This window comes from Acinetobacter sp. IK31 (genome assembly GCF_035615195.1).
GTDB classification, from domain to species: Bacteria; Pseudomonadota; Gammaproteobacteria; order Pseudomonadales; family Moraxellaceae; genus Acinetobacter; species Acinetobacter calcoaceticus_C.
In genome coordinates this window covers 194556-220019 of the sequence record NZ_JANBOB010000016.1, presented here as the reverse complement: position 1 = coordinate 220019, position 25464 = coordinate 194556, and the positions used below count along the sequence as shown (strand labels likewise).

Genomic DNA, 25464 nt, shown 5'->3' with positions numbered 1-25464 from the left:
TCCAGAGTTTAGTTTTATAGATTTAAATTCAATAATCCGACTATTTTACATACTGCCAAACATCAGGGTCCTGATACGACTCATCAATATGGAAACCTTCTTTTTTGGCTTTAATTTCAGCTTTGCTTCTTTCCTTTTGATCTACTAACACCATTTCATCGTAAGCTCTTTTTAACTCAGTCCCTGTTAATTTATATCCATTCTCAATTAAATTTTTTGTTACGTATCTAATTGACTGAATAGAAAACCTCAACATAAACTGTTCATTTTTCTCAGCATTTAACTCTTTTTTACTAGTTTTCTCTAAATTTAGTTCAGTTAAAACACCATTTTTATATAAATTGAAATATAGTGAGGTAGAAGATTTAAAATGCTCTCTCCATTCGGCTGGAGTTAATAGATTATAGGGATCTATTACAGTATTATTTTTTCCAATTCTCTTTAAATTATCTTTTTTATCAAAACGAGCATCTGAGGGATAAAAGTATTGTTTCCATCCTGCTTTTTGTAATTGACTAAATAGCTCCTTATAGGCCATATAAGCCTGCTCTTCACTAACAAACTCTTCTTTATTCAATCCTGCAGTTACATCAATAATTTGGATACCTTCATTTTGCTGTGCATAGTCAATCCGGGTTCCCATTGCTGAAAATGCATTCTTGATAACAAAGCTATTTTCACCTAAATCTATTTTTATATTTGCTAAATGCGGTGGTTCCCACGTAAGGTCAAAAAAAGACATCCCAGCTGGTTGCTGGTCTACACCTGTTTGCATATAAGATTTAAACTTTTTTTCACCCTCTATACCAAAATTCAATGAGTAAAGTTCAGGTTGAGAAAATGCTTTTTTATTATTTTTCTCAGCATTACATCCTTGTAAATTTAAAAGAATAAAAAATAAGAAGAAATAACTAACTATTTTTTTCATCAATTAGAAAATCCAGAGTTTAGTTTTATAGATTTAAATTCAATAATCCGACTATTTTACATACTGCCAAACATCAGGGTCCTGATATGACTCATCAATATGGAAACCTTCTTTTTTGGCTTGACTTTCAACTCTAGCTCTCTGTTTTTGATTATATTTCACTCTTTCATCAAAAGCAGTTTTTAGTTCCTGACCTGACAGTTTATAGCCATCTTTAATTGAATTTTTTATACTGTAATTAATTGTTTCTATTGAATATCTAAGCATATATTGTTTTTTATCTTTTTCTGATTTTGTTTTATCTATACTGATTTCTAAAGATACACCATGAGTATATAATCGTACTGTCACTGTTGGTTTTTTATTAAAAAAGTTACTCCACTCTGTAAGCGTTAAAAGATTATAAGGGTCTATAATAAGGCCATCTTCACTCATAGACTTCATATTATCTTTTTTTGCAATTCTAGAAGTACTTGGAAAAAAATACTGTTCCCACCCTGCTTTTTGTAATTGACCAAATAACTCCTTATAGGCCATATAAGCCTGCTCTTCACTAACAAACTCTTCTTTATTTAACCCTGCAGTTACATCAATAATTTGGATACCTTCATTTTGCTGTGCATAGTCAATCCGGGTTCCCATTGCTAAAAATGCATTCTTGATAACAAAACTATTTTCACCTAAATCTATTTTTATATTTGCTAAATGCGGTGGTTCCCACGTAAGGTCAAAAAAAGACATCCCAGCTGGTTGCTGGTCTACACCTGTTTGCATATAAGATTTAAACTTTTTTTCACCCTCTACACCAAAATTCAAGGTATAGAGTTCAGGTTGAGAAGACATTTTTTGTTCCTTTTGCTGGGCATGACAGGCCTGTAAATTTAAAAAAATAAAAATTAGGAATATATAACTAACCGCCCTTTCCATCATTTGAATCTTTTCCTATTTTAATAAATAATTTATCGAACTGACTTAGACCGTCATCCCATTTACTGGTATTCCAACCAGCAATTGTGCGTAACTCTTTTTCTAAATAAGGTCGCCCAACATCACTCAACATCAAACGATGATATTTTTGAGCTGCCAAATTAATCCAACGCATACGGCTATCTTGGTTCTCAACTTTGGTGCCACTCGGCGGTGTGCTGATTGGAGATTCGGGTAATGACTTGATCTTTTTCCCAAATTCAGTTTCATACGAATAAACATTGCCACGAACAGCATGTATTTTTTTTATTGTTCCATCATATTCACTTGAAAGAATCAGTTCAGCTTTGGGGATTCCAGCCTTACGTTGAACATCTGCACCATTTTGTACAATAGGATCATCCCAAACGATTTTCTGTAAGATATTGATCTGTTCTTGATTTGCAATTTGTAATAAGTGATATAACAAGTCTTTAGCAGCGAGGGTGAACTTGTCTTGCCTTAAAGCGTTCGCCGCAAAAACTTTTTCTATGTTGGGTAAAGTCTGTTCAAATGCATTATGAATCTCTGTGGTTGCTTTAAGATTATTAATCTTTGTTAAACACCCAGACCATGGAAAATTATACAAAGAGCTTTTAACTTTTTTATAAGTTTTTGTATTTCTGTTGCCTACGCAAATTTTAAAATCGGCAGATGACTTAGCCCAAACAAAATGCCAGACGCTAATGTCCATATAGAGCCATAAATTGCCTTTTGCAAAAGTATGAATACCTGCAACGCCAACCCTATCTAAATTAAAATGATCAGAACTAATCGATTTAATTAAAGCATCTGCATTAGACCCTGCCTTAGACACAATATGATCAAATACTGCAGCAACTGTTTTTGATGCAAAAGCACCTAACCCCATCCAGTAAAATCTCCCGCTATAGGTTGATGCGGTAAGAGATTGATTCGATGTAAAAGGAAACATTTCCAAATAAATACGGGCGTAAATTGATGCAATTCGTCTAGCACGAGCTTCATAACCAGGTTCTATACGATAATTTTGATTATCTTTTTTATTAGATAAAAGGGACATTGCCATCTGTTGGTAATATTCCCATACTGTAGTGCAATCACAATTTACTGATTTACAACTATTTTCAATATTATTTGTAGTTCCAGCCCAATCAAGAGAACCAGCCATTTTAAAATTTATCCTTTTAAATGATGAGAAGAAATAATTATTTCACAGGGTCATTTTCATCAGGTTCAAAATTCAACCAATTTAAATCAACATCAAGTTGTTCCGCTTCTTTAGTATTAACCCTTTTAGTTTTCCCTTTCATATCAGTGGTTGCCATAACGCTCTGATTATTAGATTGAATGTTATAACTCACATTAGTTAAAGGTTTGCCAGAAGGTAGAAATAAATTAAACTTTTCATCGTATTTTTCATATGCAGGTAAACCTTGCAGGTTTACTCCAACTTCTGCACCACCTTTAAAGATATGCTGTCCCGCTTTTACTTCAAACTTTGCGGGTGTAATAACTGTAATACCATTCTTATTAATAATGATTTGTGAACCACCAGCCATGATTTACCTATTATTTTATTAAAACTAACCTATAATCAGTCTAATATTTTAGACCTTTCTCACTATTTAAACATGACCTTTATTGTTGCTATTCAATTAAACGATAGCATTATTGTTGCTTCAGATAATAAGAAAGTTAACCAGCAAGAAGATGGAATAATTCAATTTTCTCATGAAAAGATCTCAAAGATGCATCTATGGGAGAATGGAATCATTACAGGTACAGGTGAATATCGGGTTATCAGTCAAGCGGTTAATCTTTTCAAAAATCTTCTAATTCCCTCATTAGAAGAGTTACCAAATTGCTTACTTATTTCTAAACTTATTAGAGAGGCAGAAATGGGAACTGGCTTCTATCAAATAGAGAATACTAAGTTATTATGTTCAAGCTATACTGAGCATAGAGCACAACTCTATAAAATCGAAAAATTTTCTCCCGAACAAGATTATTTATCTACTCCATTAGAAACCAACGAAATTCTTATTTGGCTTTTTCAACCCAATATTGATGTGATCGCAAGTAATCTACAATCGCTCTATGCCGGGCTTAGAAGTTGTTCTTTTTTTTCAGATAAAACTGACTGGATAAATTACTACATTCAACAACTTTCTGAGATTTTTAGAAAACAAAGTCAACATGACAAATTAATGAGCAAGAGCTTTGATATTTTTTTCCAGACTAAAGATGAATATATATTTGGTCATATACCGAATACACAAACTACACCTTTAGATTTTCATCATTAAAACCGATTAATTCATCATTCTCATCATAAGATTAGGGTCGGATATATCAAGAACCTGTTTTACTACTCCGTTTGGGCTTTGGAGAATTGCTTGTTGATGGGTATAAATTTTTCCATTTTTATCTATTGCGTTCAACTTTTCAGGGGGAATGAATAACCATGCTTCTTGCTTAGCTAAAGGACGAACCAGTAAATTGAATTCAGTACCTTTAGGATACTTAATATTGCCTAATTTTAAATCTTCTCCCAATCTTGCATTTTCAATACCTACTAAATTCTTATCGTGGTCAAAATAGATATCAGCCCAACTCATCGAAATATTTTTATATTTTATAGAAGCACTTTTAATTTCCCAGTAATCCTTTGAAACAAAGCCATCTGGATATTTCTGGTCTTTTGAACGCTCGACACTAGCTTCTGGCTGAATTTCCAGATGATTCGACCGAACTAAATGCGCAAGCGAACAGTATTCCAGTCCATTAATTTTGGCATCTTTATCTAGGTAAACTTTTATATAAACAGAAACCTTACATGGCCATCCTTCAACCAGATCTGTGCCATCGCCTTCTAAGGTTATAGATCTATCATTGAATAGTTCAAGATCAAATCCTCTCGCAATTTTAATAGAATTGACGTGAAAATTTCCGAATTGAATAGGTTGAGGGAACGTCACATTTCTAAACGAATCAAGCTGATCAGGTTGATATAGCTCAAGTTGAGTACCTTTAGGCATCTGAATACCTAAAATTTTTTCTTCTTTTACAAGTACCTTATTTAAAGCCTCATGATCTTTTTTAATTTTATTATCAATAATGATTGAGAGAATACCTAAACCGATATTCAACAATACACATAAAAAGCTCATTAAAAAAATGAGTCGAATTAATATATTTCCATTCCTAATCACAGAGCGTAATTTAGTACTAAAAATCATGCCCACTGCAAATAGAAAAAAAACGAAACTCCCTAAGGAAGCAATTAAGAAAATCCAGAGATAGTTAAAAGAAAAAGGAATCATATTTTTTGACTATATTTATTAACCTTCTTTCTTCTTCTCTATCATTTTTTCAAAATGTCTAAGGTTTGGGTTGAGCGTATCCCAAGCATAGGCTTGGCTCACAAAAACTTCCGCCCTAGGCTGATAGAGACTCGGGTCATCTAAAGTGCCTGCACGTATTGAAATCATTTCAGGGGCAATTTCAGGTAAGCCAAAAAGCTGAGAACCACAAGTCGGGCAAAATGCTCTTTTAATAGAACGACCAGAAGAACCTAAAGTCTCAAAATATTTAAGCTCGCCACTCACCTTCAATTCAGATTGATGAAAAAAAGCAATTGGCGCATATGCCGAACCTGTTGCCTTCTGGCAATCTCGACAATGGCAATTAAAGCTATAACGTGGCTCTGCTGCACTTTGATAACTTACAGCTCCACACAAACACGATCCCTGATATTTGGCTGACATAGTTCACTCTATTTTTTTATTGCTGTTATCTGAATATAACGTACATATCCGTTCTGGTAGAGTTGTCGACATAACTTTGCAGTCATTTGAATTTTAAAGTTTGCCAACCCTCGGCTTTGATTTCTCTCTTGTTGATTTTGAATATATTGTGAAAAACCGAGTAATACTTGCTCGGATAAATCTTCAATTTGAATATTGGCAAAACCTTGTTGTTCCAAGGCATTTCTTAGCGTTTTCTCGTTTGGCACATTATCCCAAACCACGTCTGCCGCTTTAAGCAGGTAACGATATTTTTGTTCTTGCAACACCGTCATGTTTTGACATGAATCGGCACGCATTAGGTAATGAAAACCTAATCGTCCTTTTGAATTTAAAACTGAAACAACTGAATCAAGAAATGAATTTAAATGACTGTGATAAGCCGCGTCGATACATAGCACGACATCGAAGAATTGTTTGAATTCAAATTGTTTTAAATTTAAAAAAGAACCACTGTAAATCTGGTTTATCTCTGGAATAAGTTTTTGAATTTTATTAACACATTCGGCTTGCAAATCGACCGCACTTACGCTTTTTGGCTGATAGTACTTTAACCAATGCAATAAACTTGCACCCTGCCCACAGCCTAAATCTAATAGATGATCTTTTGAATTTAAATTGACAGCTTGTGCCAAATGGTCGGCCAATTGGCAACAAGCTTCACGGTAGTTTTGGGTATTTTTCCACAAACCCAAATTTGTCCAAGCAAGCTCTCCATCATCCCCTAAATTTGATGCATCAATTGCATATTTATGGGGAATCAATCGAGAAAGAGCTGCTCGAACTTTTGTTTTCACAATTTTAGTAACCGAGCTCAGGAGCAACTTCAACCTGAGGTTTTAAACCTACAAATGGTAAAGGTGCACCTAAAATTTCAGCAATGTGCATCGCAGAGGTTACTGCTGACTCTAAAATTGGCAAACCATCACATGACCATGAACCACAGTAAAATACTTTACGGTTTAAGTCTAAATGACGTTGTTGCAATTCTTTATTTAAAGCAATTGTTTGCGAGTCTACAACTGCACGCGTTAAGGTCACTTTTGAAATAACTTTTTTAGGGTCAATATCGGTGACTGGACGCCAAGTCTGGAATACAGGATTTTTACCAACCAGTGTTGGCTCAACCGCATTCATCCACACGGTGAATTGCTGACGCGTAAATTTACGATCCATCATATAGCTCAGCACCGACCAGTCTTTACGGCGTGGTGGCATTACTGTGGCATCTGTATGAATCACAAGATCGCCTTGCTCAAAACGGAATTGCTTCAAGAGTTTCATATCTTCAGCAAATTGTTCAGGGTTTAAAAACTCATCGATCTTAGATGTCGGAGTTGCAACAATCACGCGATCAAATAAATTCTGTTCACCTTGGCTGTTTTCAACCAGTACTTTTTCGCCTTGTAATTCAACTTTCTTAATCGCTGATCCGCTATGGATGTCGATATCTTTAATTAGACTATCTACAAATGCAGGTGTACCACCTTTCATACGTAACAGCATGTCGCCATCAGTTAAGTGACGTAAAAACTCAAGTAGATTTTTTGCAGGCCAGTCGCCAATTGTTTTTGGATTACACGTACAAATGGTATATAGCACTGGCATTACCACACCATGCCAGAATACTTCTTCTATATCGTTCTGATTAATAAATTCAGCAAGGGTAATATCTTGATTTTTAGATTTAAAGAACTGATGAATCGCAGTTTTTAATTGCAACATCCCTTTAACCAAGCGCCAGCCATATTGCTGGATTCCTTTACGGTTATTAATAATCGGGAAATTACCAATACGGCTACGAGATGTGGTTAACCATGTTTCAGTACGGTCTTCAAATAACCAGCTACATGACATATAAGTACGAACCGGAAAGGTTTTAATGCCTAAATGAGCAGCAAGGCTAAGCGTGTTCTTCCATAAATGCGGGTTCATAACACGCAATGGCGCATCAATAATTCCACCATCGAACTCAATGCTATGGCTGTCCATTCCCCTGCCAGGAAGTGCTTCAAATATCGTGATCGTATGCCCTGCATCTTTCAGAATTCTTGCTGCCGCAAGACCTGCCATTCCACTGCCAATAATTGCGATATTCAAAATGATGTCCCATTCTTTGAGAGTTTTTTTGATTATCACTCATACCCTAAAAAAACACCGTATTAAAAACTACCAGATTTTTATTTTTTGCATGAATTTATACACAAAATATTTAGTTTCTCATCCGATTCATTTTTTATATTTCCTTACAATAGTAGTGAAGCACATAAAACCTTAAATTCTTTAAAAATTTAAAAAAAATCTTTTAAATAAAATAAGATAATTTAACTATATTTATATCATTCGTTTTACAACTGTTGTTTTTTGGGATATCATTGACCCATAATAATGAGAAGCAAATCACACAAAACAATGCCGACACAACAATGCCAACCATCATAAAAATAGAACCTTTACAGCGAAAAAGCCCGCTATTCACACTTGATAGCGGGCTTTTTATTATTTTGCTTTAATGCCTACTCGAGAGCAATTTATCCTTCTTGCATGAGTGAACCAAATTTTCCACGGTTAAAATCATTAATCGCTTCCATAATCTCGGCTTTGGTATTCATTACAAATGGACCATAACCTTCGATCGGCTCATTGAGTGGCTGACCTGTTAGCACTAAAAACTTGGTGTCTTCTTCTGCATTTAGGGTGAACTCAACGCCTTCACGAGATAGAATCGCAACAGTTTTACCTTCAAGACGGTTTGAGTCATTAACCACAACAGCCCCTTCTAACACCACAACCAGCGTTGTATGTCCTTCAGGTACATAAAGGGTATGTTTTTGGCCTTTAACTAGTTTGCCATCCCATACATTTAACGGACTAAACGTAGTTGCTGCACCTTGTATATCTGCATAGTCACCTGCAATAACACGCAAATGGCTACCATGCTCGTCTAATGCAATGTCTGGAATATCTTTAGCTTCAATGGCTTGGTATTTTCCAGGGGTCATTTTTGAATTGGCAGGTAAATTCACCCATAATTGCACCATTTCAAAAAGACCGCCATGCTCTGCAAACTCAGGAGAATGAAACTCTTCATGTAACACTCCTGCACCAGCAGTCATCCATTGCACATCACCAGTTTTAATGGTTCCACCGCCACCACTTGAGTCTTTATGCGTCACTTCACCTTGGTAGGCGATTGTCACCGTTTCAAAACCACGGTGGGGATGTGAACCTACACCTTGTTGCTCAGTCGTTGGTGAGAAGGTATAAGGCGCTGCATAATCCAGTAGCAAAAATGGGCTTAGGGTTTGGCCTAAACGGTCATAAGAGAACAGGTTATATACAGGGAAACCATCACCCACCCAATGCATCTGGTTATTTTGATATGCACCAAGAAATTTCTTCATCTGATCTCTCCTATATATGTAGGATTTTCTTGAACTGGGATTGATTTTACGCCTCAATAATTGCAGTTTATAGATCAGGATTAGCAACACATTATTTCATCTATGAGACAATCTTAGAATTTGATACGCAGTTTAAAAGATCGTCCTATTTTTAAAATTCTTAATCCTATTTTTTAGACTTAATCACAACATAAAACTCAACTAGCATAATTTTAGGCAATGATGACCTACTTAATAATTTTTCATCATTCATTTTGATAACATGAGGAAATAAAAAATGGCTCAAGATTACGTGCGTTTAGACAAGAATAATGCTGCAGTTCTTTTAGTTGACCACCAAGCAGGTTTACTTTCTTTAGTTCGAGATATCGATCCGGATAAATTTAAAAATAATGTTTTAGCACTTGCAGATGCTGCAAAATATTTTAATTTACCTACTATTTTAACGACCAGTTTTGAAAATGGTCCAAATGGTCCTTTAGTTCCAGAGTTAAAAGAACTTTTCCCAGATGCGCCTTTTATTCCACGCCCAGGCCAAATCAATGCATGGGACAATGAAGACTTCGTAAAAGCTGTCAAAGCAACAGGTAAAAAACAACTGATTATTGCGGGTGTGGTAACCGAAGTTTGTGTGGCATTCCCTGCTTTAGCTGCGTTAGCAGAAGGCTTTGAAGTATTTGTGATTACCGATGCTTCTGGTACTTTCAATGAATTAACACGTGATGCTGCTTGGGATCGTATGTCAAAAGCAGGAGCACAACTTATGACTTGGTTCGGGATGGCATGTGAATTACATCGTGACTGGCGTAATGATGTAGAAGGTTTAGGTGCATTATTCTCAAATCATATTCCTGATTATCGCAACCTGATGACCAGCTATAGCTTTAATACATCGCAAAAATAATGACATGACCAAGATTAGAATGCTTAAGCATTCTAATCTTGCATTTAAATGGATTGATCTGAAATTGATAAGCTCTTTTGATGATTTTTATTATTTCTATTTGGTCGTAAAACACGGCGGCTTTAGTGCGGCCAGTGAAGCCGAAAATATTAGCAAGTCAAAGCTCAGCAGACGCATTATTGACCTTGAAAATAAATTTAATGTGAGCCTGATTCAAAGGACAACCCGCCATTTTAAAGTGACCGATTTAGGGCAAGAGTTTTACGAGGAATGCTGCAAAGTTATTGCTCAAGTTGAATGTGCAGAAAACGTTTTATTAAAGCAAAAAAGTGAACCTCAAGGGTTGGTAAAAGTGAGTTGCCCACCTTTGATGATGCATTTTCAAATTAGAAAAATTTTAAATCAGTTTTTAAAAACCTATCCTAAAGTTGAAATATCACTCGAACTTACAAGCCGTCGAGTAGATATTTTGCATGATGACATCGACCTTGCCATTCGGACCAATTTCGAACCCAATGAAGACTCAAATCTTATTGTTCGTGATGTGATTAAAACCGATCATTGTCTGGTAGCCGCGCCTGAATTGCTCCAAGGTCGAGTAATCCAAAATTATTCAGAATTACAGGACTTTCCAAGTATTAGCCTGGGTACTCAAAAGCAAAATCATGTCTGGCATTTATGTAACACACGCAATGGCGAATCGGTTGATGTGCCTTATCAACCACGAATAAAAAGTAATGACTTAGCAGGTGTTTACTATGCCGTTATGGACGGCCTAGGAATCGCGGACCTTCCCTTTTTAACCGTTGAATCTGAAATTCGTAAAGGCAAACTTATTCATATTCTGCCTGACTGGAAGTCAAATATTGGCATGCTACAACTGGTTTATGTGTCCAGAAAAGGCCAGCGTCTTGTGGTTGAAAAACTCATTGAAACGCTGATTGATGAATTGCGACGTTTGCCTGAAAGTAATCAAGGTTATTCATTTTCATAATGCATTGAATACTTCTTTTAATAAAGAACAGATGCATTCTTTTTAAGTTCTTTAAACTTTTCTACAAGAAAATCAATGAGCAACTTTACTGAAGGCAACAATCCACGCCTGCTTGTATACACCAAATGAATCATTTCAGGAGGAAATTGCCATTCAGGCAATACGTTCACGAGTGTTCCTTTAGCGAGATCTTCATAGACCACAAGTTCTGGTAATTTTGCTACCCCTAATCCTTGTAATGTGGCATTTTTTAAAGCGGTTAAATCCGTAGTGGTGAACCGAGGGTGACATTTTACTGTGACTTTTTGCTTATCTTGCGAATCGAGATGCCATGTATATTCAGGTGCAAAAGACTCCATCATCAAAATAGGCCAATCGGCTAATTGCTCAGGTCGTGAGATTGAAAAATATCGACTGGTTAAGTTAGGACTAGCAACAACAAACTGTCGTGCCAGAGCCAGCTCACGAACAATAGAATCACTATCAGGTAAAGGCAAAGGACGGATTCGAATGGCCAAATCAAATCTTTCATCAATCAGGTCGACTCTTCGGTTTGTCGCTTCTACATGTAGTTTAATTTTAGGATAAAGTGCCAGAAACTCGTTAAGCATTTCACTTACATTAATGTGCAGTAAGTTTGTGGGACAAGACAATTTAATTAGGCCACGTGGTTCCGATGTTAAATATTCAATCGCCTCTTCTGCTGCCTCTGCTTCAATCAGCATTGCCTTACAGTGCTGATAGTAAATCTTGCCTACCTCAGTAATCGAGACTTGGCGAGTTGTTCTATTGAGTAACTTCACGCCAAGCCGATTCTCTAGCTCTGCCATACGTCGGCTTAATAAAGACTTGGTCACCATCAACTCGTGACTCGCAGCCGAAAAACCACCGCAATCAATAATCTTTACGAAAAAAAAGAGGTCATTTAAGTCTTTCATTTTGTAATCCTGACATATCACATATTAATTACAGTGCATTTCAGCAAGCTGAATATAAAACATACCATATTGTTTTCTGTATATGACAATGATTTCTATTTTAGATATTTTTCACCCTTTATCCTATTTGTAATATGAATTACACACTCATCAAAGAGAGCATATAACAATGACAACTCCAGCAAATTTCAATGGTCAACGCCCAGTCATCGATCCAGATGATTCAGTCATGCTTTTGATCGATCATCAAAGTGGTCTATTTCAAACTGTAGCAGACATGCCAATGACCGAATTACGTGCCCGTGCAGCAGCATTAGCTAAAATCGCAAGCTTGTCGAATATTCCGGTAATTACAACCGCTTCTGTTCCACAAGGTCCAAATGGTCCCCTTATTCCAGAAATTCACGCAAATGCACCTCATGCACAATATGTTGCCCGTAAAGGTGAAATCAATGCATGGGACAATCCTGAATTTGTAGCTGCAGTAAAAGCGACTGGCCGTAAGACTCTTATTATTGCTGGGACAATTACCAGCGTTTGTATGGCTTTCCCAGCTATTAGTGCAGTTGCAGAAGGATATAAAGTTTTTGCAGTGGTTGATGCTTCAGGAACTTATAGCAAAATGGCGGAAGAAATTACGTTAGCACGTGTTGTGCAAGCTGGTGTAGTTCCTATGGATACAGCAGCAGTTGCTTCTGAAATTCAAAAAACATGGAATCGAGATGACGCGCTTGAATGGGCACAAGTTTATACTCAAATTTTCCCTGCCTACCAGCTACTGATTGAAAGCTATACCAAAGCTCAAGAAGTGATTAAAAATAGCGAAGTTTTAGACTCAGCACGCTAAGTCCGAATTCGAAATCTTATTTAAAAAAAACCGGTCATGAATGGGCATGACCGGTTTTTGTGAAACATCACATACAGCATAACTGCATGTTTTCGTTCAGAACAAAACGAACCCGCGTTGTTCCTTACTCAGATAAGTCTACGCAGAGGTATTTCATTTCGACATATTCTTCAATGCCGAATTTTGAACCTTCACGGCCTAGACCTGACTGTTTTACGCCACCAAACGGAGCGACTTCATTTGAAATCGCACCCGTGTTAATGCCGACCATACCGTACTCAAGTGCTTCACCCACTCGCCATTGACGAGCTGTGCTTTGTGTAAACAAATAAGCAGCTAAACCAAACTCGGTATCGTTCGCCATTGCTACTGCTTCATCTTCAGTTTTAAAGCGGAATAGCGGTGCAAGTGGACCAAATGTTTCTTCTTTCGACACTTTCATGTCTTGTGTTACACCAGTCAAAACTGTTGGTTCAAAGAATGTGCCACCAAGTGCCGAGCGTTGACCACCGATACGAATTGTTGCACCTTTCTCGGTTGCATCTGCAATATGAGACTGAACTTTTGCAATCGCATCTTCATCAATTAAAGGCCCTTGAGTTGAACCTTCTTGGCGTCCATCACCGACTTTAAGCTTAGACACCGCTTCAACCAGACGCTCTGCCAACGCATCGTAAATACCGTCTTGAACATAAATACGGTTCGCACAAACACAGGTTTGACCGCTATTGCGATATTTGCTTGCCATAATGCCCTGAACAGCTTGTTCAAGGTTGGCATCGTCAAACACCACGACTGGTGCATTACCACCCAGCTCAAGCGACAGTTTCTTAATGGTTGGCGCACATTGTTGCATCAAGATACGACCAACTTGTGTTGAACCCGTGAAGCTGAGCTTACGAACGATATCGCTTTCACATAAAGTTTTGCCCACTTCAGCCGCATCACCGCTAATGTTAATTAAAACATCGGCTGGTAAGCCTGCTTGTAATGCCAAAACTTCAAGCGCATAGGCAGTTAATGGTGTTTGCTCTGCTGGCTTAACCAACATTGAACACCCCGCAGCAATTGCCGGACCCGCTTTACGCGTAATCATGGCAGCTGGGAAGTTCCACGGTGTAATTGCAGCAGTCACACCAATCGCTTGTTTAATCACTAAAAGACGTTGATTTGGCAGTGTCGGTGTTAAAACCTCACCATCAACACGGCGGGCTTGCTCAGCAAACCAACGAATGAATGATGCTGCATAACCAATTTCACCACGTGCTTCTGCCAATGGTTTACCTTGCTCAGCCGTTAAAATTTGAGCCAGATTTTCTTTGTGCTCAAGCATGAGGTTGTACCATGCCAATAACACATCAGCACGAACCAAGGCAGTTTGCTTTTTCCAAGCAGCTTGCGCTTTGGCTGAGCGGTTAATTGCGGCTTCAACCCCTGCGCGGTCATAGGTTTTTACCCATGCCAAAGTTTCACCCGTAGCAGCATCATTTACCTCGATATAGTCATTTGATGCAGGCGCTTCTAATGAAATATCAGGGTGTTTTAATAAATACTGCAAATTATTTTGAATCATGCAGATTGCTCCATTGCTTTTGCACTACCCGCCTTGAGTGCCGCAAAACCTTGTTTCAGGATATCAAGGCCTTGACGGAATTGCTCAGCAGGAATGGTTAATGGATATAAGAAACGAATTACATTACCGTATTTACCACAAGTCAGAAGTAACAACCCGTTTTCCATTGCATAGTTTTGTACAACTTTTGCTTGTTCGGCAGTTTCTAGTTCTACTGCAACCATTGATCCTAATGCACGAATATCAGTCACTACATTGCCTGTTGCTTGCTGAATGTCTTTAAGCGAAACAACCAACTCAGCGCCTAGCTCATTTGCACGGTCGCATAAGTTTTCTTCTTCAATCGCATCAATAACTGCGTGTGCAGCAGCAACCGCAATCGGGCTACCTGCATAAGTACCACCTAATCCACCTGGGTTAGGTGCATCCATCACTTCTGCACGGCCAACGACACCCGAAATTGGGAAACCGCCGCCTAAGCTTTTTGCCATGGTGATCAAGTCAGCTTTAGTCTCGTAATGGTTCATTGCAAACAATTTACCAGTACGTGCAAAACCAGATTGCACTTCGTCAGCCACAAGTAAAATACCGTGCTTATCGCAAATAGCGCGTAACCGTTTTAAGAACTCGGCAGGTACAACATGGAAACCACCTTCACCTTGTACTGGCTCAAGCACAATCGCTGCAACATCATGTGGTGCAATATCTTCACTGAAAATATCTTCAACACTTTCAATCGCTGCATCAACCGAAATACCTTTAGCAGGCACTGGATAACGCGCATGGAACACACCTGCTGGCATAACACCAAAGTCGCGTTTGTAAGGCGCTGTTTTTCCTGTCATTGCCATGGTCATAAATGAACGACCGTGGAAACCATTACCAAAAGTGATAATGCCGTGACGACCAGTGTAACAACGAGCAATCTTCACAGCATTTTCAACTGCTTCTGCACCTGTTGTGAAAAAAGCAGACTTGGCAGGTCCTGCAATTGGTGCACGTTCATTAATACGCTCAGCTAAAGCGACATAGCTCTCATAAGGTGTTACTTGATAGGCAGTATGCGTAAATTTAGTGAGTTGTTCAGTTACCGCTGCAATCACTTTAGGGTGGCGATGGCCTGTATTTAAAACCGCGATACCACCAGCAAAGTCGATAAATTGGTTGCCTTCCTTGTCCCAAAGCGTGGCATTTTCAGCTTTTTCAGCGTACCACTGACACATCACGCCTACACCACGTGGAGTTGCTTGCTGTTTACGTGCGTTAAGTGCAGAATGTTGATTATCCATTTGATTCCCTCATATTTTCATCATCAGTTGCAGCTTTGGTTTTTTACATCCTGTGCTTAATTTTCAGGGTGCTTTACAACAACTGCCTATGCATGTAATTTCGCTCGTCTGGCGGCAACTGACGAGAGCCATTTTTTAACTGTAGGAGAGAGCCAATTGCGTAGTTTACTTGGAGATCATTTGTTACAACGGCTCCAACAGGACATCGAGGGTAAACTCCATCAGCGACTTTTTCGTTGTCTACGCGCTGCCATTATTGATGGAGTGGTTCAACCCAAAACGCGTTTGCCCGCTTCACGGGATTTGGCCAGTGAAATTCATGTTTCGAGAAATACAGTTCTTACTGCCTACGAACAACTACAAGCGGAAGGTTACTTAGAAGCACGTACAGGACACGGCACATGGGTTGCAGAGAAACTACCCGAAAGCTTTTTAAATACAAAAAATGAAAAGAAAACAGTTTCAAAACCACATGTTCAAAACTCTTATGCGCTATCACAGCGTGGTTCAAATTTATTAGGCTATGCCGCAGCATCTCCACATCAATGGGGTGCATTTGTGCCTGGCGCACCTGATGTCACTGAGTTCCCACATCATATTTTTAGCCGTATTCAAGCAAAATTAAGCCGTGAGCCAGACATTAACCGCCTTATCTATAGCAACGCGGGCGGATGTATTGAACTTCGAAGTGCATTGGCAGACTACTTACTGGTTGCCCGTTCAGTCCAGTGCGATGCCGACCAAATTATTATTACCGAAGGTATTCACCAAGCGATTGATTTAGTTTCACGTGCACTCAGCGATATTGGTGACCGGATCTGGATTGAAGATCCAGGCTATTGGGGAATGCGTAATACTTTACGTATTAATGGTGTTGATATTCAACCAATGCCAGTCGATGCCGAAGGCATTATCCCCGAAGAAAATCCAGTTAAACCGCCTAAACTCATTTTTGTCACTCCCTCACACCAATATCCACTGGGTTCACATTTAAGCCTAGATCGTCGACGCAAATTGATTGAGATTGCCCGTCAGCACAATAGCTGGATTGTAGAAGATGATTACGACAGTGAGTTCCGTTTCTCGGGCCAACCTTATCCTTCTTTACAGGGCCTAGAAAATGATGCACCTGTGCTGTACATGGGAACATTCAGCAAAACCATTTATCCATCTTTAAGAATTGGCTATTTAGTCGTACCTAAGCCGCTCTTTTCACCCTTACGGATTGTGGCAGCCGAACTATATCGTGGTGGACATTTGCTCGAACAAAAAGCTTTAGCTGAATTTATTCGTGAAGGCCATTATGAAGCGCATATTCGTCGTATGCGTCTGCTCTATGGCAAACGGCGTGATTACTTGGTGAGCCTGATTAAACGCTATCTGGGGGCTGAATTTATCCATGATTATGATGAAGCAGCAGGGTTACATCTGGTTTTAAAACTACCAAACTCTTGCGATGATGTCGCGATTGCAGCCACTGCACTTGAACGTGGTGTCAAAGTTCGCCCACTTTCCCAGTATTACATGCAATCACATGCACACGCGCAACGTGGTTTGCTCATGGGCTTTGCCTGCGTCAATGAAAAAGACATGGTGATGGCTTTTGGTGTGCTACTCCAGTGCTTACGTGAAGCAGGTGTATCAACCCTGAATTAATTCTTTAATCTCATCATACTGAATAAAAAAGAGCCTCATAAAGAGGCTCTTTTGGTTTCTAAAATATTAAACTAACTTTTCTTCTTGAGTATGAGTTAAATGGGTCGTTCTACGATCTTTACCCCAACCAAGTTTTTCCGACAATATTCCAAAGAACACAATAATGCCGAACAATGCTGTGGTGTAAATCACTTCTTTGAAATATGTGCCTTCAATGAGCATGGTAAGAATTGCACCAATAATCGCAAAGATCACCACATAAGTTAGGAAAGGAAACATCCACATTTTAAAGTCAATTTTGACGCCTTCTGCTTCTAATTTTTTACGCATACGGAGTTGAGAATAAGCAATAGTCAAATAGACATACAATGTCGCTGCACCCGTCGTTAGCATGAAAAAGTCATAAACATCCATGCTCTTGGTTGCAGTTAAAATCACGGCAATCACAGAGAAAAAGCATGACACAATCACACCAACCCACGGGCTGCTTTTACTGTTCACAGAACCAAAACTTTTCGGTGCATCACCACGTTTAGCTAATGAGAACAACATACGTGAACACGTGTAAAGTGCTGAGTTAAAACAGCTACACACCGACGTTAACACCACAAAATTCACAATATGGCGAGCCCCCGGGATCCCAAGTGCACTTAACGTTACGCTATATGTTCCCCAAGTCGAATCTTTCAAAAGTTCATTGTTGTGCGGAATTAAACATACCGCAACAAACATTGAACCGACATAGAATAAAATAATTCGCCAAACCACCGAGTTAGAAGCTTTACGAATTTCTTTAGAAGGATTTTCTGATTCTGCTGCTGCTACAGTCACAATTTCAGCACCAATATAGGCAAACATGACCCCAAGCAAAGCGGTAATAACGGATGATCCCCCATTTGGCATAAAGCCTTGAGAGGTTAAGTTACTAATACCAGAAGCAGCTGGATTACCCCAAGGCCACAAATGCATGATGGCCAAACTACCAATCACAAGGAAAATAACAATCGCAATAACTTTAATGAGCGCAAACCAAAACTCAAATTCGCCATAGTTTTTCACGTTTTGTAAATTGACTGCGACCAAAGCAACAATGACCACGACCATATAGGCCCAGATTGGTATAAATGGGAACCAATTATTTAAAATTTTACCTGCCACATAGGCTTCCCACCCCATAAGCATTGCGAGCGTACACCAGTACAACCAGCCGATTGAAAAACCAGCCCAACGGCCAATCGCACGGTCTGCATAAGTTGAAAAAGAGCCACTGTCAGGGTTTAAAACGGCCATCTCGCCCAACATACGCATGATGAACCAAACGAGTAGACCACCCAAAGCATAGGTTAGAAAAACTACAGGTCCCGTATTGTAAATAATACTGCCTGAGCCCACGAATAGAGAACCACCAATAACCCCTGCAATCGAGATCATCGTCAGGTGCCGTGATTTGAGTCCATGTTTTAAACTTTGGGAGTGATTGGCTTCAGAACCATTTTGATGAGCTGCCATATCATTTTCCTTAATATATGGAGGATATCGGCTAGTCTCGGAAAACCTCCGAAGCCAAAAAATATCCCCTAAAAATTTAGCCGTTCTGCCCAATTCCTAAAACAGAAAATTCACTGAGCTTATCCGGCGCTTCCGTATGCATACTTCCAATGGCTTTAATTTGTCGTTTCGGCAGTCAAGAAACGAGAGCCATTTTTGTAATAAAAGAGAGAGCCAATTGCAAAATTTATACGCAAAATTGGCTCTTTTTGTATGGGATGCTGGTAAATGGTTTTTATTTTAAATAATAAATAAGTTTTAATTTAATCAGTTTAAAATTCTTTAATTTTGTTCAGAAATTAATAAAGCTTTTGTACCCTTTTCTAAGGCTCTAAATATATGTTTTTGATCGGCAGGGTAACAAATATAATCTCCAACACCGAGCTCAACAGCTTCATCAATTAAGCCGACCAAAGCTTTGCCCTCAACCACAATAATGTGCTCTACAGAACCAACTGGATGGGGTTCAGAAAGACGGTCTTCGCCAGGCTCAACAATGAGTAGATACACATCTCGACGTGCATGAGGCGGACAATTCGCCAGTAAAATTGCCTTGTAATTGGCAATCTCAGAACTCACTGTTGGACCCTCGCCGCAACGAATCACTTGTACCTGATTGCTAGGCTCTTCCATCAGACGTGCAAATGGAATATTTAGTGCAACACAAAGCGCCCATAAGGTTTCAATACTTGGGTTACCTTGGCCTGCCTCTAATTGTGAAAGTGTAGATTTGGCGACACCTGCACGACGAGCAACCTCTGCCAATGAAAGCCCTACTCTTTGGCGCTCACGAGTTAAACCTTTGGCAATAATTTGAATTGGCTGAGACATTCAACACACCCGTTCTATATAAAAAACGATCGTTCATTTTGACAAAACAATCAGACTTATTCATTATAATGGAAAATCGTTCGTTATATCATGCTATGACTACATACTCTCTCATTAAGAAACTTAGTAAAGACACCACTCGCTCAATTTTCTTTGTGTGTCTGGCAACCAGTGTAGTCGGAATGTCTTTAGGTTCTCTTGCCGCGAGCTATGGCCTCCCACTGTGGATTCCACTTTGCTTATCGATTTTTGTACTTGCAGGAACTGCTGAATTTATCTTTATTGGTTTTTTAGCGGTAGGCGGTAGTCCGATTGCAGCTGCAATTGCAGGTCTATTGGTCAATTTACGGCATTTACCTTTTGGAATTGCAGTTAATGAACTAATCCGAGGTAAATATTCGCGTTATTTCGGTTGCCATATCATGAACGATGAAAGTGTTTTGTTTGGCATGGCACAACCTGATTTTGAAACGAAAAAAGCTGCTTATTGGTTGTGTGGTATAGGCATCATGCTGAGCTGGCCACTCGGTGTAATGGCGGGTTATTTTATTGGAACCGCTATTCCAGATCCTAAAACATTTGGCTTAGATACAATTTTCCCCGCCATTTTAATTGCTCTTACTTTTTCTGCTTTAAAGAATAAATCCACTCGAAAAGCTGCATTTGCTGGATCAACTTTGGCACTCATTACCACACCTTTTTTAGCATCAGGACTTCCAATTTTAATATCTCTTTTTGGCTTAATATTTGGGAGAAAGAAATGAATCAACAATTACTCATTATTTTGGGTATAGCTCTACTTGCACTGGGTACTTATAGTATTCGTTTTGCTGGTTTTCATTTAGGTGCCAAGTTTACTTTTTCTGAAAAATACCAAGTTTTATTGTCAAATGGTACAACTGTTTTGTTGTGTGCTATTGCCGTGACGACGACATTTTTTGAAGGCCAACATTTCGCCGGTTTCGCGCGTATTTTTGGTGTTGGGTTAGCGCTTTTCTTGGTCTGGAAAAAAGTGCCTCTATTATTGGTGATTTGTTTGGCAGCCGCTGGTACCGCACTTTTACGTTTGCTTGGAATTGAGTAATAAAAAAGGCGAGATAAACTCGCCTTTTTTGAAACTTTGATTAGAACGGTAAATCGTCGTCTAAATCAGCTGGTGCAGACGCAGGCTGTTGTGGAGCTTTTGGAGCAAAACCACCAGATTGTGGGTTACTGTTTCCACCATTACCAAAACCAGCTGGGTTACTGCCATAGCCGCCACCACTATTTTGGTTATAACCACCACCTTGGTTATTATTATTTTGATAACCATTGCCACCTTGTTGAGGTGCGTTAAAACGCGGTTGATTAAAATCATTACCGCCAGCGAGACCTTGTTCACCTTGTTGACGACCATCTAACATTTGCATCTGTTCGCCACGAATTTCTGTTGTATAGCGCTCTTGGCCATTTTGATCAGTCCACTGACGCGTACGTAATGAACCTTCAATATAAACCTTAGAACCTTTACGTAAAAACTGCTGAGCAATTTCCCCTAAACGGTTATGCAAAACAATACGGTGCCATTCTGTTTGTTCTTTACGTTCACCCGAAGTTTTATCAGTCCAAGCTTCACTTGTCGCGATTGAAAATTGAGTCAACGAGCCCCCATTTGGAAAAGTTTTTGTTTCAGGATCACGACCCAAAGTACCAACCAAAATAACCTTATTTACACCACGCATTAGCTGTCTTCATCCTATACATTTCTATGTTTTACTTTATAAGAGTTATGCTTAAATGGCTACCTCTTTACCGAACAACTGCGTTAAATCACGTCGCGCAGCCTCATCAAGTGACTGTTTATCGACTTTAATATAAGCAACTTGCTGGTCAGGCATCACCACAACTTCTTCAATACCACGAATTGCCAATAGCTGTGTGGTCCACTCATTCACCTGTTGCACTTGCGGTAATGGCAACACAATAGATGACAAATACCGCGGCTGAGCTAAACCAAAACTAATTAGCAACCATATTATAGCAATCCCTGCTAAGACACTCCATCCCATCGCAGTATTATGTAACATCAATAGTTGTCCACCAAGTGTGCCCCCAAAAAAAGCACCTAAAAACTGACTACTGGCATTTACACCCATAGCAGTCGCTTTTGACTGGATTGGCGCACATTTTGATAACCACGATGGCAATAATGCTTCCATCACATTAAATGCAATAAAGAAAATACCTAGGCCTGCGAGCAATACATATTTTGATTGATAACCAAATATGAGTAACAGCAAACCTGCAATAATCCCTGTAATTGCCGTTAAGAAAATACCTCGCATTTTGCGATATTTTTCAGCCACAATAATGCTGGGAAATGCAAAAAACAGACTAATCACCAAGAGTGGCAGATATACCAAACCATGACTGGCTAAAGGAATATGCGCAAACTCGATGAGCTGTGAAGGCACATAAATAAACATGGCTGTGAGCAGTAAGTGCAATGAAAAAACCGAAACATGCAAACGGTTTAAATCACCCATTTGAATCACTTGCTTAAGCTGCGCCATGTAGCCTTGCTGATAATTACGATGATGACGGGTCACTTTAGGCACAAGCAATAGCATCAAAATCGCGATTAAACCCATAATGGTCGTGACAAAGAATAGACCTGAAATGCCGAAAAGACTTGTGAGCCAAGGCCCTAGGCTAAAAGCCACCACAAAAGACAAGCCAATACTCATGCCCATGGCTGCCATGGCTTTAGTACGTTGTTCTTCGCGCGTGACATCGGCAAGAAGTGCCATCACGACTGCCGAAACAGCACCTGCACCCGCAATCGCACGGCCAATAATTACGCCATAAATCGTGTCAGATAAACCGGCAATTGCACCACCAAGTGCAAAGAGCAACAAGCCAAGCACCACGAGAGGTTTACGGCTAAAGCGGTCAGCAAGCAGGCTAAATGGAATTTGTAAAATCGCCTGACTTAAACCATAGACACCCACAGCCAAACCAATGAGTGCTGGAGTCGCATATTGATATGACTGCCCGACTACAGAAAAGACAGGAATAATCATGAACAAACCCAACATGCGTAGCGCAAAAATACTACTTAAGGCAAAAGTTGAGCGACGTTCCAAAGCATTCATCATATCAATACACGTTTATCAAACTAGGCAAATTATAAGCCGATTCGTTTCTAAAAATACGGGACCCCTTATTTAAATTAACGATTTCAGCTTAAAAAAATAAAGAGGCATTTAGCCTCTTTATTTTAAACATCTTTACTGAAAATTAGCTTAAGACGAGTGTGGATGGCGTTTACTATATTGAATTGAAGCAAATACAGCCCAAACAATAAATGCTACACCAATTAAACCTGTTACCACTTCTGGTACATGTACGCCTGTACCACTTGCAATCATAATGAATGCTAAAGCACCAATGGCATAATGTGCTCCATGTTCCAAGAACACATACGCATCTAGCGTGCCTTTTTCAACAAGATAAACTGTCATTGAACGGACAAAAATAGCACCAATTGCAAGACCAAGCATAATCACGACAACATCACTCGTAATCGCAAAAGCACCAATCACGCCGTCAAAACTAAAAGATGCATCTAACACTTCTAGGTATAAGAAACCGCCGATACCCGCCTTAACTACACCCGAAGCAGCGCCTGATCCATCTTTCATAACGGCATTGCCGTCTTCATCAATTTCAGGTTCACCACCTAACATATGGCTTAATACTTCTACCCCAATATAAACCACAATGCCCCAAATACCTGCCATAGTCACAACAAGGCGCTGCGATTCATCAACATTAGCTGCCATAATTAACATTGCAATGAGAGCAATAAAAACAGACATTGCCGGTACGCTAGCTAAGCTAGAAAGTTTAGCTTCAAGCCATCTGAACCAATGGGTTTCTTTTTCCTCATCAAAGAAGAAGTTTAGGAAAACCAATAATAGGAAAGTTCCACCAAAAGCAGAAATCTCGGCGTGGTGGGCCATTAAGCGCTCAGAATACGTTTTTGGATCGTTGAGTGCTAATTTAGCCACCTCAATCATTCCCATATCCGCAGTCACGGCAACAATCGCCACTGGGAAAATTAAACGCATACCAAAAACGGCGATTAAAATACCAACCGTCAAAAATAGCATTTTCCAGAAAGGATCCCAATTACGCAGAACCGATGCATTGACAACAGCATTGTCAAAAGATAGAGAAACCTCCATTACAGCTAAAATGGCTGTAATTGTTAAAGCTTTAAGCATGGTAGACATGCCCGCTTCAGGTCCATGGGTAAAACCCCAATACGCGGATAGTGCTAAACACACCACCGTAAAAAATATCGAAAATCGGAAATGCTTCATGGATCAGACCTATGCCAAGAATTAAACTTAATCTTTCTTTAAAAACGCGGTTATTATATCGATAATTCACCATAAAATGATGTCGTTTTGTGCCGTTATTACACTTACTTTATCCCTATGTTAAATAAGAAATTTATAATTCTTTATTAACTTGTTAATCGTATTAAATATTTTCTTGCGATATATCTATCATTATTATTTTTATATTTTAAAATTGATTTAAAATCCGGTTCAGCTGTCTTATTTTAAATGGAATGATTTTATGCTTTTTTCTCAAGAACTCTGGCAACGTAATCTAAATTTATATCAAAAAATTCTCGACCTGCCTTTTAATCAGGAACTTGCCAATGGAACTTTAGATAAAGAAGCTTTTTGTCATTATGTAATTCAGGATGCCCAATATTTAGTGGCCTATGGTCGTGTGCTTGCTGTTGCAGCAGCAAAGGCTTTTGATGCTGACGATATTATGCAATTTTCAGACGCAGCCAAAATTGCGATTGTGGTTGAACGCAGTTTGCATGATGACTTCATGAAAAACTTTAGCGTAACCAAAGAAGAATTTAAAAATACGCCATTAACGTTGGCAGGCCACCATTATACTTCATTTTTAACCGCAACTGCTTGGTCTGAGAGCTACCCTGTTGTACTCGCTGCACTGTTACCTTGCTTCTGGATTTATGCCGAAGTCGGTAAAGATATTGTGAGCAAATCGGTTCCGAACAACCCGTATCAAGCATGGGTAGACACCTATGCTGGTGAAGAGTTTCATATAGCCGTTCATAATGTGATTGCGACAGTAGATAAAGTTGCGGCACGTTGCGATGCAGACACTTTAGAAAAAATGCATGCTGCTTACACTATGGGCGCAAAACTTGAGTGGTTATTTTGGGATAGCGCCTACCACCAAAGACAATGGTTAGGTTTAGATCATATTTAAAACTTCAAATGAATTGATCAGATTGTTCAATACGCTGATCGATTTTCAATAAAATATGAGACAGATATGTATATCGGCGAATTAGCATCTTTAACTGGAGCCACTCCTAAAGCCATTCGGCATTATGAGAAATTAGGCTTACTACCTGTGGCAAAAAGAAAGGGAAATTATCGTATTTATGAAGCGATTGATGTTCAGTCGGTTAAGATGATTCGCCTCGCGCAAGCTGTCGGATTTAGCCTTTTAGAACTGTATGACTTATCAGCTTTAAAATATAAAAATAATCGATTTCCTGTAGAAGTTGCACAACAGCTCATTCAGAAAAAGAATCAACAAATTATTGAGCAAAAAGCAGCATTAACGCGTTTACAAGAAGATTTAAAGCAACTGGAGAATGAGATTATTCAAACTTATATTACCCATAAAATTTCTGCCTAAAACTGCTTATTAAAATATGAAAATAGCTTTCAAAATGAGTGCTTGACTCTGCCCTT

Annotated in this window: 26 protein-coding genes; 9 read left to right on the top strand and 17 right to left on the bottom strand. The window is 39.0% G+C overall.

Going from position 1 to position 25464, the window contains the following annotated elements:
• Positions 1–40: 40 nt before the first annotated feature.
• The 4 genes from MSG66_RS09645 to MSG66_RS09630 all read right to left on the bottom strand — a co-directional run bounded on the left by MSG66_RS09645 (position 41) and on the right by MSG66_RS09630 (position 3435).
• Positions 41–928: a hypothetical protein gene (locus tag MSG66_RS09645; protein ID WP_324653880.1), complete on the bottom strand. Its 888-nt coding sequence runs from the start codon at positions 926–928 to the stop codon at positions 41–43.
• Positions 929–979: 51 nt separating this feature from the next.
• Positions 980–1771, bottom strand: a complete 792-nt coding sequence (locus MSG66_RS09640) for a hypothetical protein (RefSeq protein WP_227549218.1) — start codon at positions 1769–1771, stop codon at positions 980–982.
• A gap of 67 nt (positions 1772–1838) precedes the next feature.
• On the bottom strand, positions 1839–3044 hold the full coding sequence (locus MSG66_RS09635; protein ID WP_324653878.1) for a DUF2515 family protein: 1206 nt from the start codon (positions 3042–3044) through the stop codon (positions 1839–1841).
• Positions 3045–3081: 37 nt separating this feature from the next.
• Entirely contained in the window at positions 3082–3435 is a 354-nt protein-coding gene (locus MSG66_RS09630) for a hypothetical protein (protein WP_324653876.1), read from the bottom strand.
• A gap of 72 nt (positions 3436–3507) precedes the next feature.
• On the opposite strand from MSG66_RS09630, the gene MSG66_RS09625 reads away from it, so the two are divergent.
• Complete coding sequence (locus MSG66_RS09625; protein ID WP_324653875.1) at positions 3508–4182, top strand: hypothetical protein; 675 nt, start codon at positions 3508–3510, stop codon at positions 4180–4182.
• A 6-nt stretch (positions 4183–4188) separates the two neighbouring features.
• Here MSG66_RS09625 and MSG66_RS09620 read toward each other — a convergent pair whose 3' ends face one another.
• From MSG66_RS09620 to MSG66_RS09600, 5 genes are all read right to left on the bottom strand, one after another.
• Positions 4189–5199 carry a hypothetical protein gene (locus tag MSG66_RS09620; RefSeq protein ID WP_324653874.1) on the bottom strand — a complete coding sequence of 337 codons (1011 nt, stop codon included), beginning with the start codon at positions 5197–5199 and terminating at the stop codon, positions 4189–4191.
• A gap of 18 nt (positions 5200–5217) precedes the next feature.
• The gene (locus tag MSG66_RS09615; RefSeq protein ID WP_133971357.1) at positions 5218–5643 is read right to left on the bottom strand and encodes a GFA family protein; all 426 of its coding nucleotides are present in this window, start codon (positions 5641–5643) and stop codon (positions 5218–5220) included.
• Positions 5644–5651: 8 nt separating this feature from the next.
• Positions 5652–6479, bottom strand: a complete 828-nt coding sequence (locus MSG66_RS09610; protein WP_133971355.1) for an SAM-dependent methyltransferase — start codon at positions 6477–6479, stop codon at positions 5652–5654.
• Between the two features lie 4 nt (positions 6480–6483).
• The gene (locus tag MSG66_RS09605; RefSeq protein WP_044425777.1) at positions 6484–7782 is read right to left on the bottom strand and encodes an FAD-dependent oxidoreductase; all 1299 of its coding nucleotides are present in this window, start codon (positions 7780–7782) and stop codon (positions 6484–6486) included.
• Positions 7783–8213: 431 nt separating this feature from the next.
• Entirely contained in the window at positions 8214–9086 is an 873-nt protein-coding gene (locus tag MSG66_RS09600; protein WP_133971352.1) for a pirin family protein, read from the bottom strand.
• Between the two features lie 277 nt (positions 9087–9363).
• Here MSG66_RS09600 and ycaC point away from each other — a divergent pair, with 277 nt between their 5' ends.
• Positions 9364–9990 carry an isochorismate family cysteine hydrolase YcaC gene (ycaC, locus tag MSG66_RS09595; RefSeq protein ID WP_324653872.1) on the top strand — a complete coding sequence of 209 codons (627 nt, stop codon included), beginning with the start codon at positions 9364–9366 and terminating at the stop codon, positions 9988–9990.
• A 19-nt stretch (positions 9991–10009) separates the two neighbouring features.
• Entirely contained in the window at positions 10010–10984 is a 975-nt protein-coding gene (locus MSG66_RS09590; protein ID WP_133976117.1) for a LysR substrate-binding domain-containing protein, read from the top strand.
• 17 nt (positions 10985–11001) lie between these two features.
• Here the strand turns inward: MSG66_RS09590 and MSG66_RS09585 are convergent, their stop codons facing one another.
• Entirely contained in the window at positions 11002–11922 is a 921-nt protein-coding gene (locus tag MSG66_RS09585; RefSeq protein WP_324653870.1) for a LysR substrate-binding domain-containing protein, read from the bottom strand.
• A 169-nt stretch (positions 11923–12091) separates the two neighbouring features.
• Between MSG66_RS09585 and MSG66_RS09580 the strand changes: the two genes are divergently transcribed.
• Entirely contained in the window at positions 12092–12769 is a 678-nt protein-coding gene (locus tag MSG66_RS09580; protein WP_003653987.1) for an isochorismatase family protein, read from the top strand.
• A gap of 124 nt (positions 12770–12893) precedes the next feature.
• Here the strand turns inward: MSG66_RS09580 and MSG66_RS09575 are convergent, their stop codons facing one another.
• Together MSG66_RS09575 and gabT are read right to left on the bottom strand one after the other, a co-directional pair.
• Positions 12894–14342, bottom strand: coding sequence for an NAD-dependent succinate-semialdehyde dehydrogenase (locus MSG66_RS09575; RefSeq protein WP_004639889.1), 1449 nt, complete (start codon positions 14340–14342; stop codon positions 12894–12896).
• A complete protein-coding gene (gene gabT, locus MSG66_RS09570; RefSeq protein ID WP_133971346.1) occupies positions 14339–15631 on the bottom strand; it encodes a 4-aminobutyrate--2-oxoglutarate transaminase in 1293 nt (430 codons plus the stop codon). Before gabT ends, MSG66_RS09575 begins: the two co-directional genes overlap by 4 nt.
• A gap of 156 nt (positions 15632–15787) precedes the next feature.
• Here gabT and MSG66_RS09565 point away from each other — a divergent pair, with 156 nt between their 5' ends.
• Complete coding sequence (locus MSG66_RS09565; RefSeq protein ID WP_324653867.1) at positions 15788–17287, top strand: PLP-dependent aminotransferase family protein; 1500 nt, start codon at positions 15788–15790, stop codon at positions 17285–17287.
• Between the two features lie 66 nt (positions 17288–17353).
• Here the strand turns inward: MSG66_RS09565 and MSG66_RS09560 are convergent, their stop codons facing one another.
• Positions 17354–18796 carry an amino acid permease gene (locus tag MSG66_RS09560; RefSeq protein WP_324653865.1) on the bottom strand — a complete coding sequence of 481 codons (1443 nt, stop codon included), beginning with the start codon at positions 18794–18796 and terminating at the stop codon, positions 17354–17356.
• A gap of 321 nt (positions 18797–19117) precedes the next feature.
• A complete protein-coding gene (locus MSG66_RS09555; protein ID WP_133971340.1) occupies positions 19118–19666 on the bottom strand; it encodes a helix-turn-helix domain-containing protein in 549 nt (182 codons plus the stop codon).
• A 68-nt stretch (positions 19667–19734) separates the two neighbouring features.
• On the opposite strand from MSG66_RS09555, the gene MSG66_RS09550 reads away from it, so the two are divergent.
• A complete protein-coding gene (locus MSG66_RS09550; protein WP_324653862.1) occupies positions 19735–20430 on the top strand; it encodes an AzlC family ABC transporter permease in 696 nt (231 codons plus the stop codon).
• Positions 20427–20750: an AzlD domain-containing protein gene (locus MSG66_RS09545; protein ID WP_324653860.1), complete on the top strand. Its 324-nt coding sequence runs from the start codon at positions 20427–20429 to the stop codon at positions 20748–20750. The genes MSG66_RS09550 and MSG66_RS09545 overlap by 4 nt, the downstream gene beginning before the upstream one ends.
• A gap of 40 nt (positions 20751–20790) precedes the next feature.
• Here the strand turns inward: MSG66_RS09545 and ssb are convergent, their stop codons facing one another.
• The 3 genes from ssb to MSG66_RS09530 form a co-directional block, all read right to left on the bottom strand.
• Positions 20791–21387, bottom strand: a complete 597-nt coding sequence (gene ssb, locus MSG66_RS09540; RefSeq protein ID WP_042895689.1) for a single-stranded DNA-binding protein — start codon at positions 21385–21387, stop codon at positions 20791–20793.
• Between the two features lie 51 nt (positions 21388–21438).
• Positions 21439–22803 carry an MFS transporter gene (locus MSG66_RS09535; RefSeq protein ID WP_324653858.1) on the bottom strand — a complete coding sequence of 455 codons (1365 nt, stop codon included), beginning with the start codon at positions 22801–22803 and terminating at the stop codon, positions 21439–21441.
• 147 nt (positions 22804–22950) lie between these two features.
• Positions 22951–24033 carry a DUF475 domain-containing protein gene (locus MSG66_RS09530; protein WP_133971314.1) on the bottom strand — a complete coding sequence of 361 codons (1083 nt, stop codon included), beginning with the start codon at positions 24031–24033 and terminating at the stop codon, positions 22951–22953.
• 262 nt (positions 24034–24295) lie between these two features.
• Between MSG66_RS09530 and tenA the strand changes: the two genes are divergently transcribed.
• Positions 24296–24970, top strand: a complete 675-nt coding sequence (gene tenA / locus MSG66_RS09525; RefSeq protein ID WP_324653857.1) for a thiaminase II — start codon at positions 24296–24298, stop codon at positions 24968–24970.
• A 66-nt stretch (positions 24971–25036) separates the two neighbouring features.
• Positions 25037–25408 (top strand): MerR family transcriptional regulator, encoded by a 372-nt coding sequence (locus MSG66_RS09520; protein WP_324653855.1) that lies wholly within the window; start codon positions 25037–25039, stop codon positions 25406–25408.
• Positions 25409–25464: the final 56 nt, after the last annotated feature.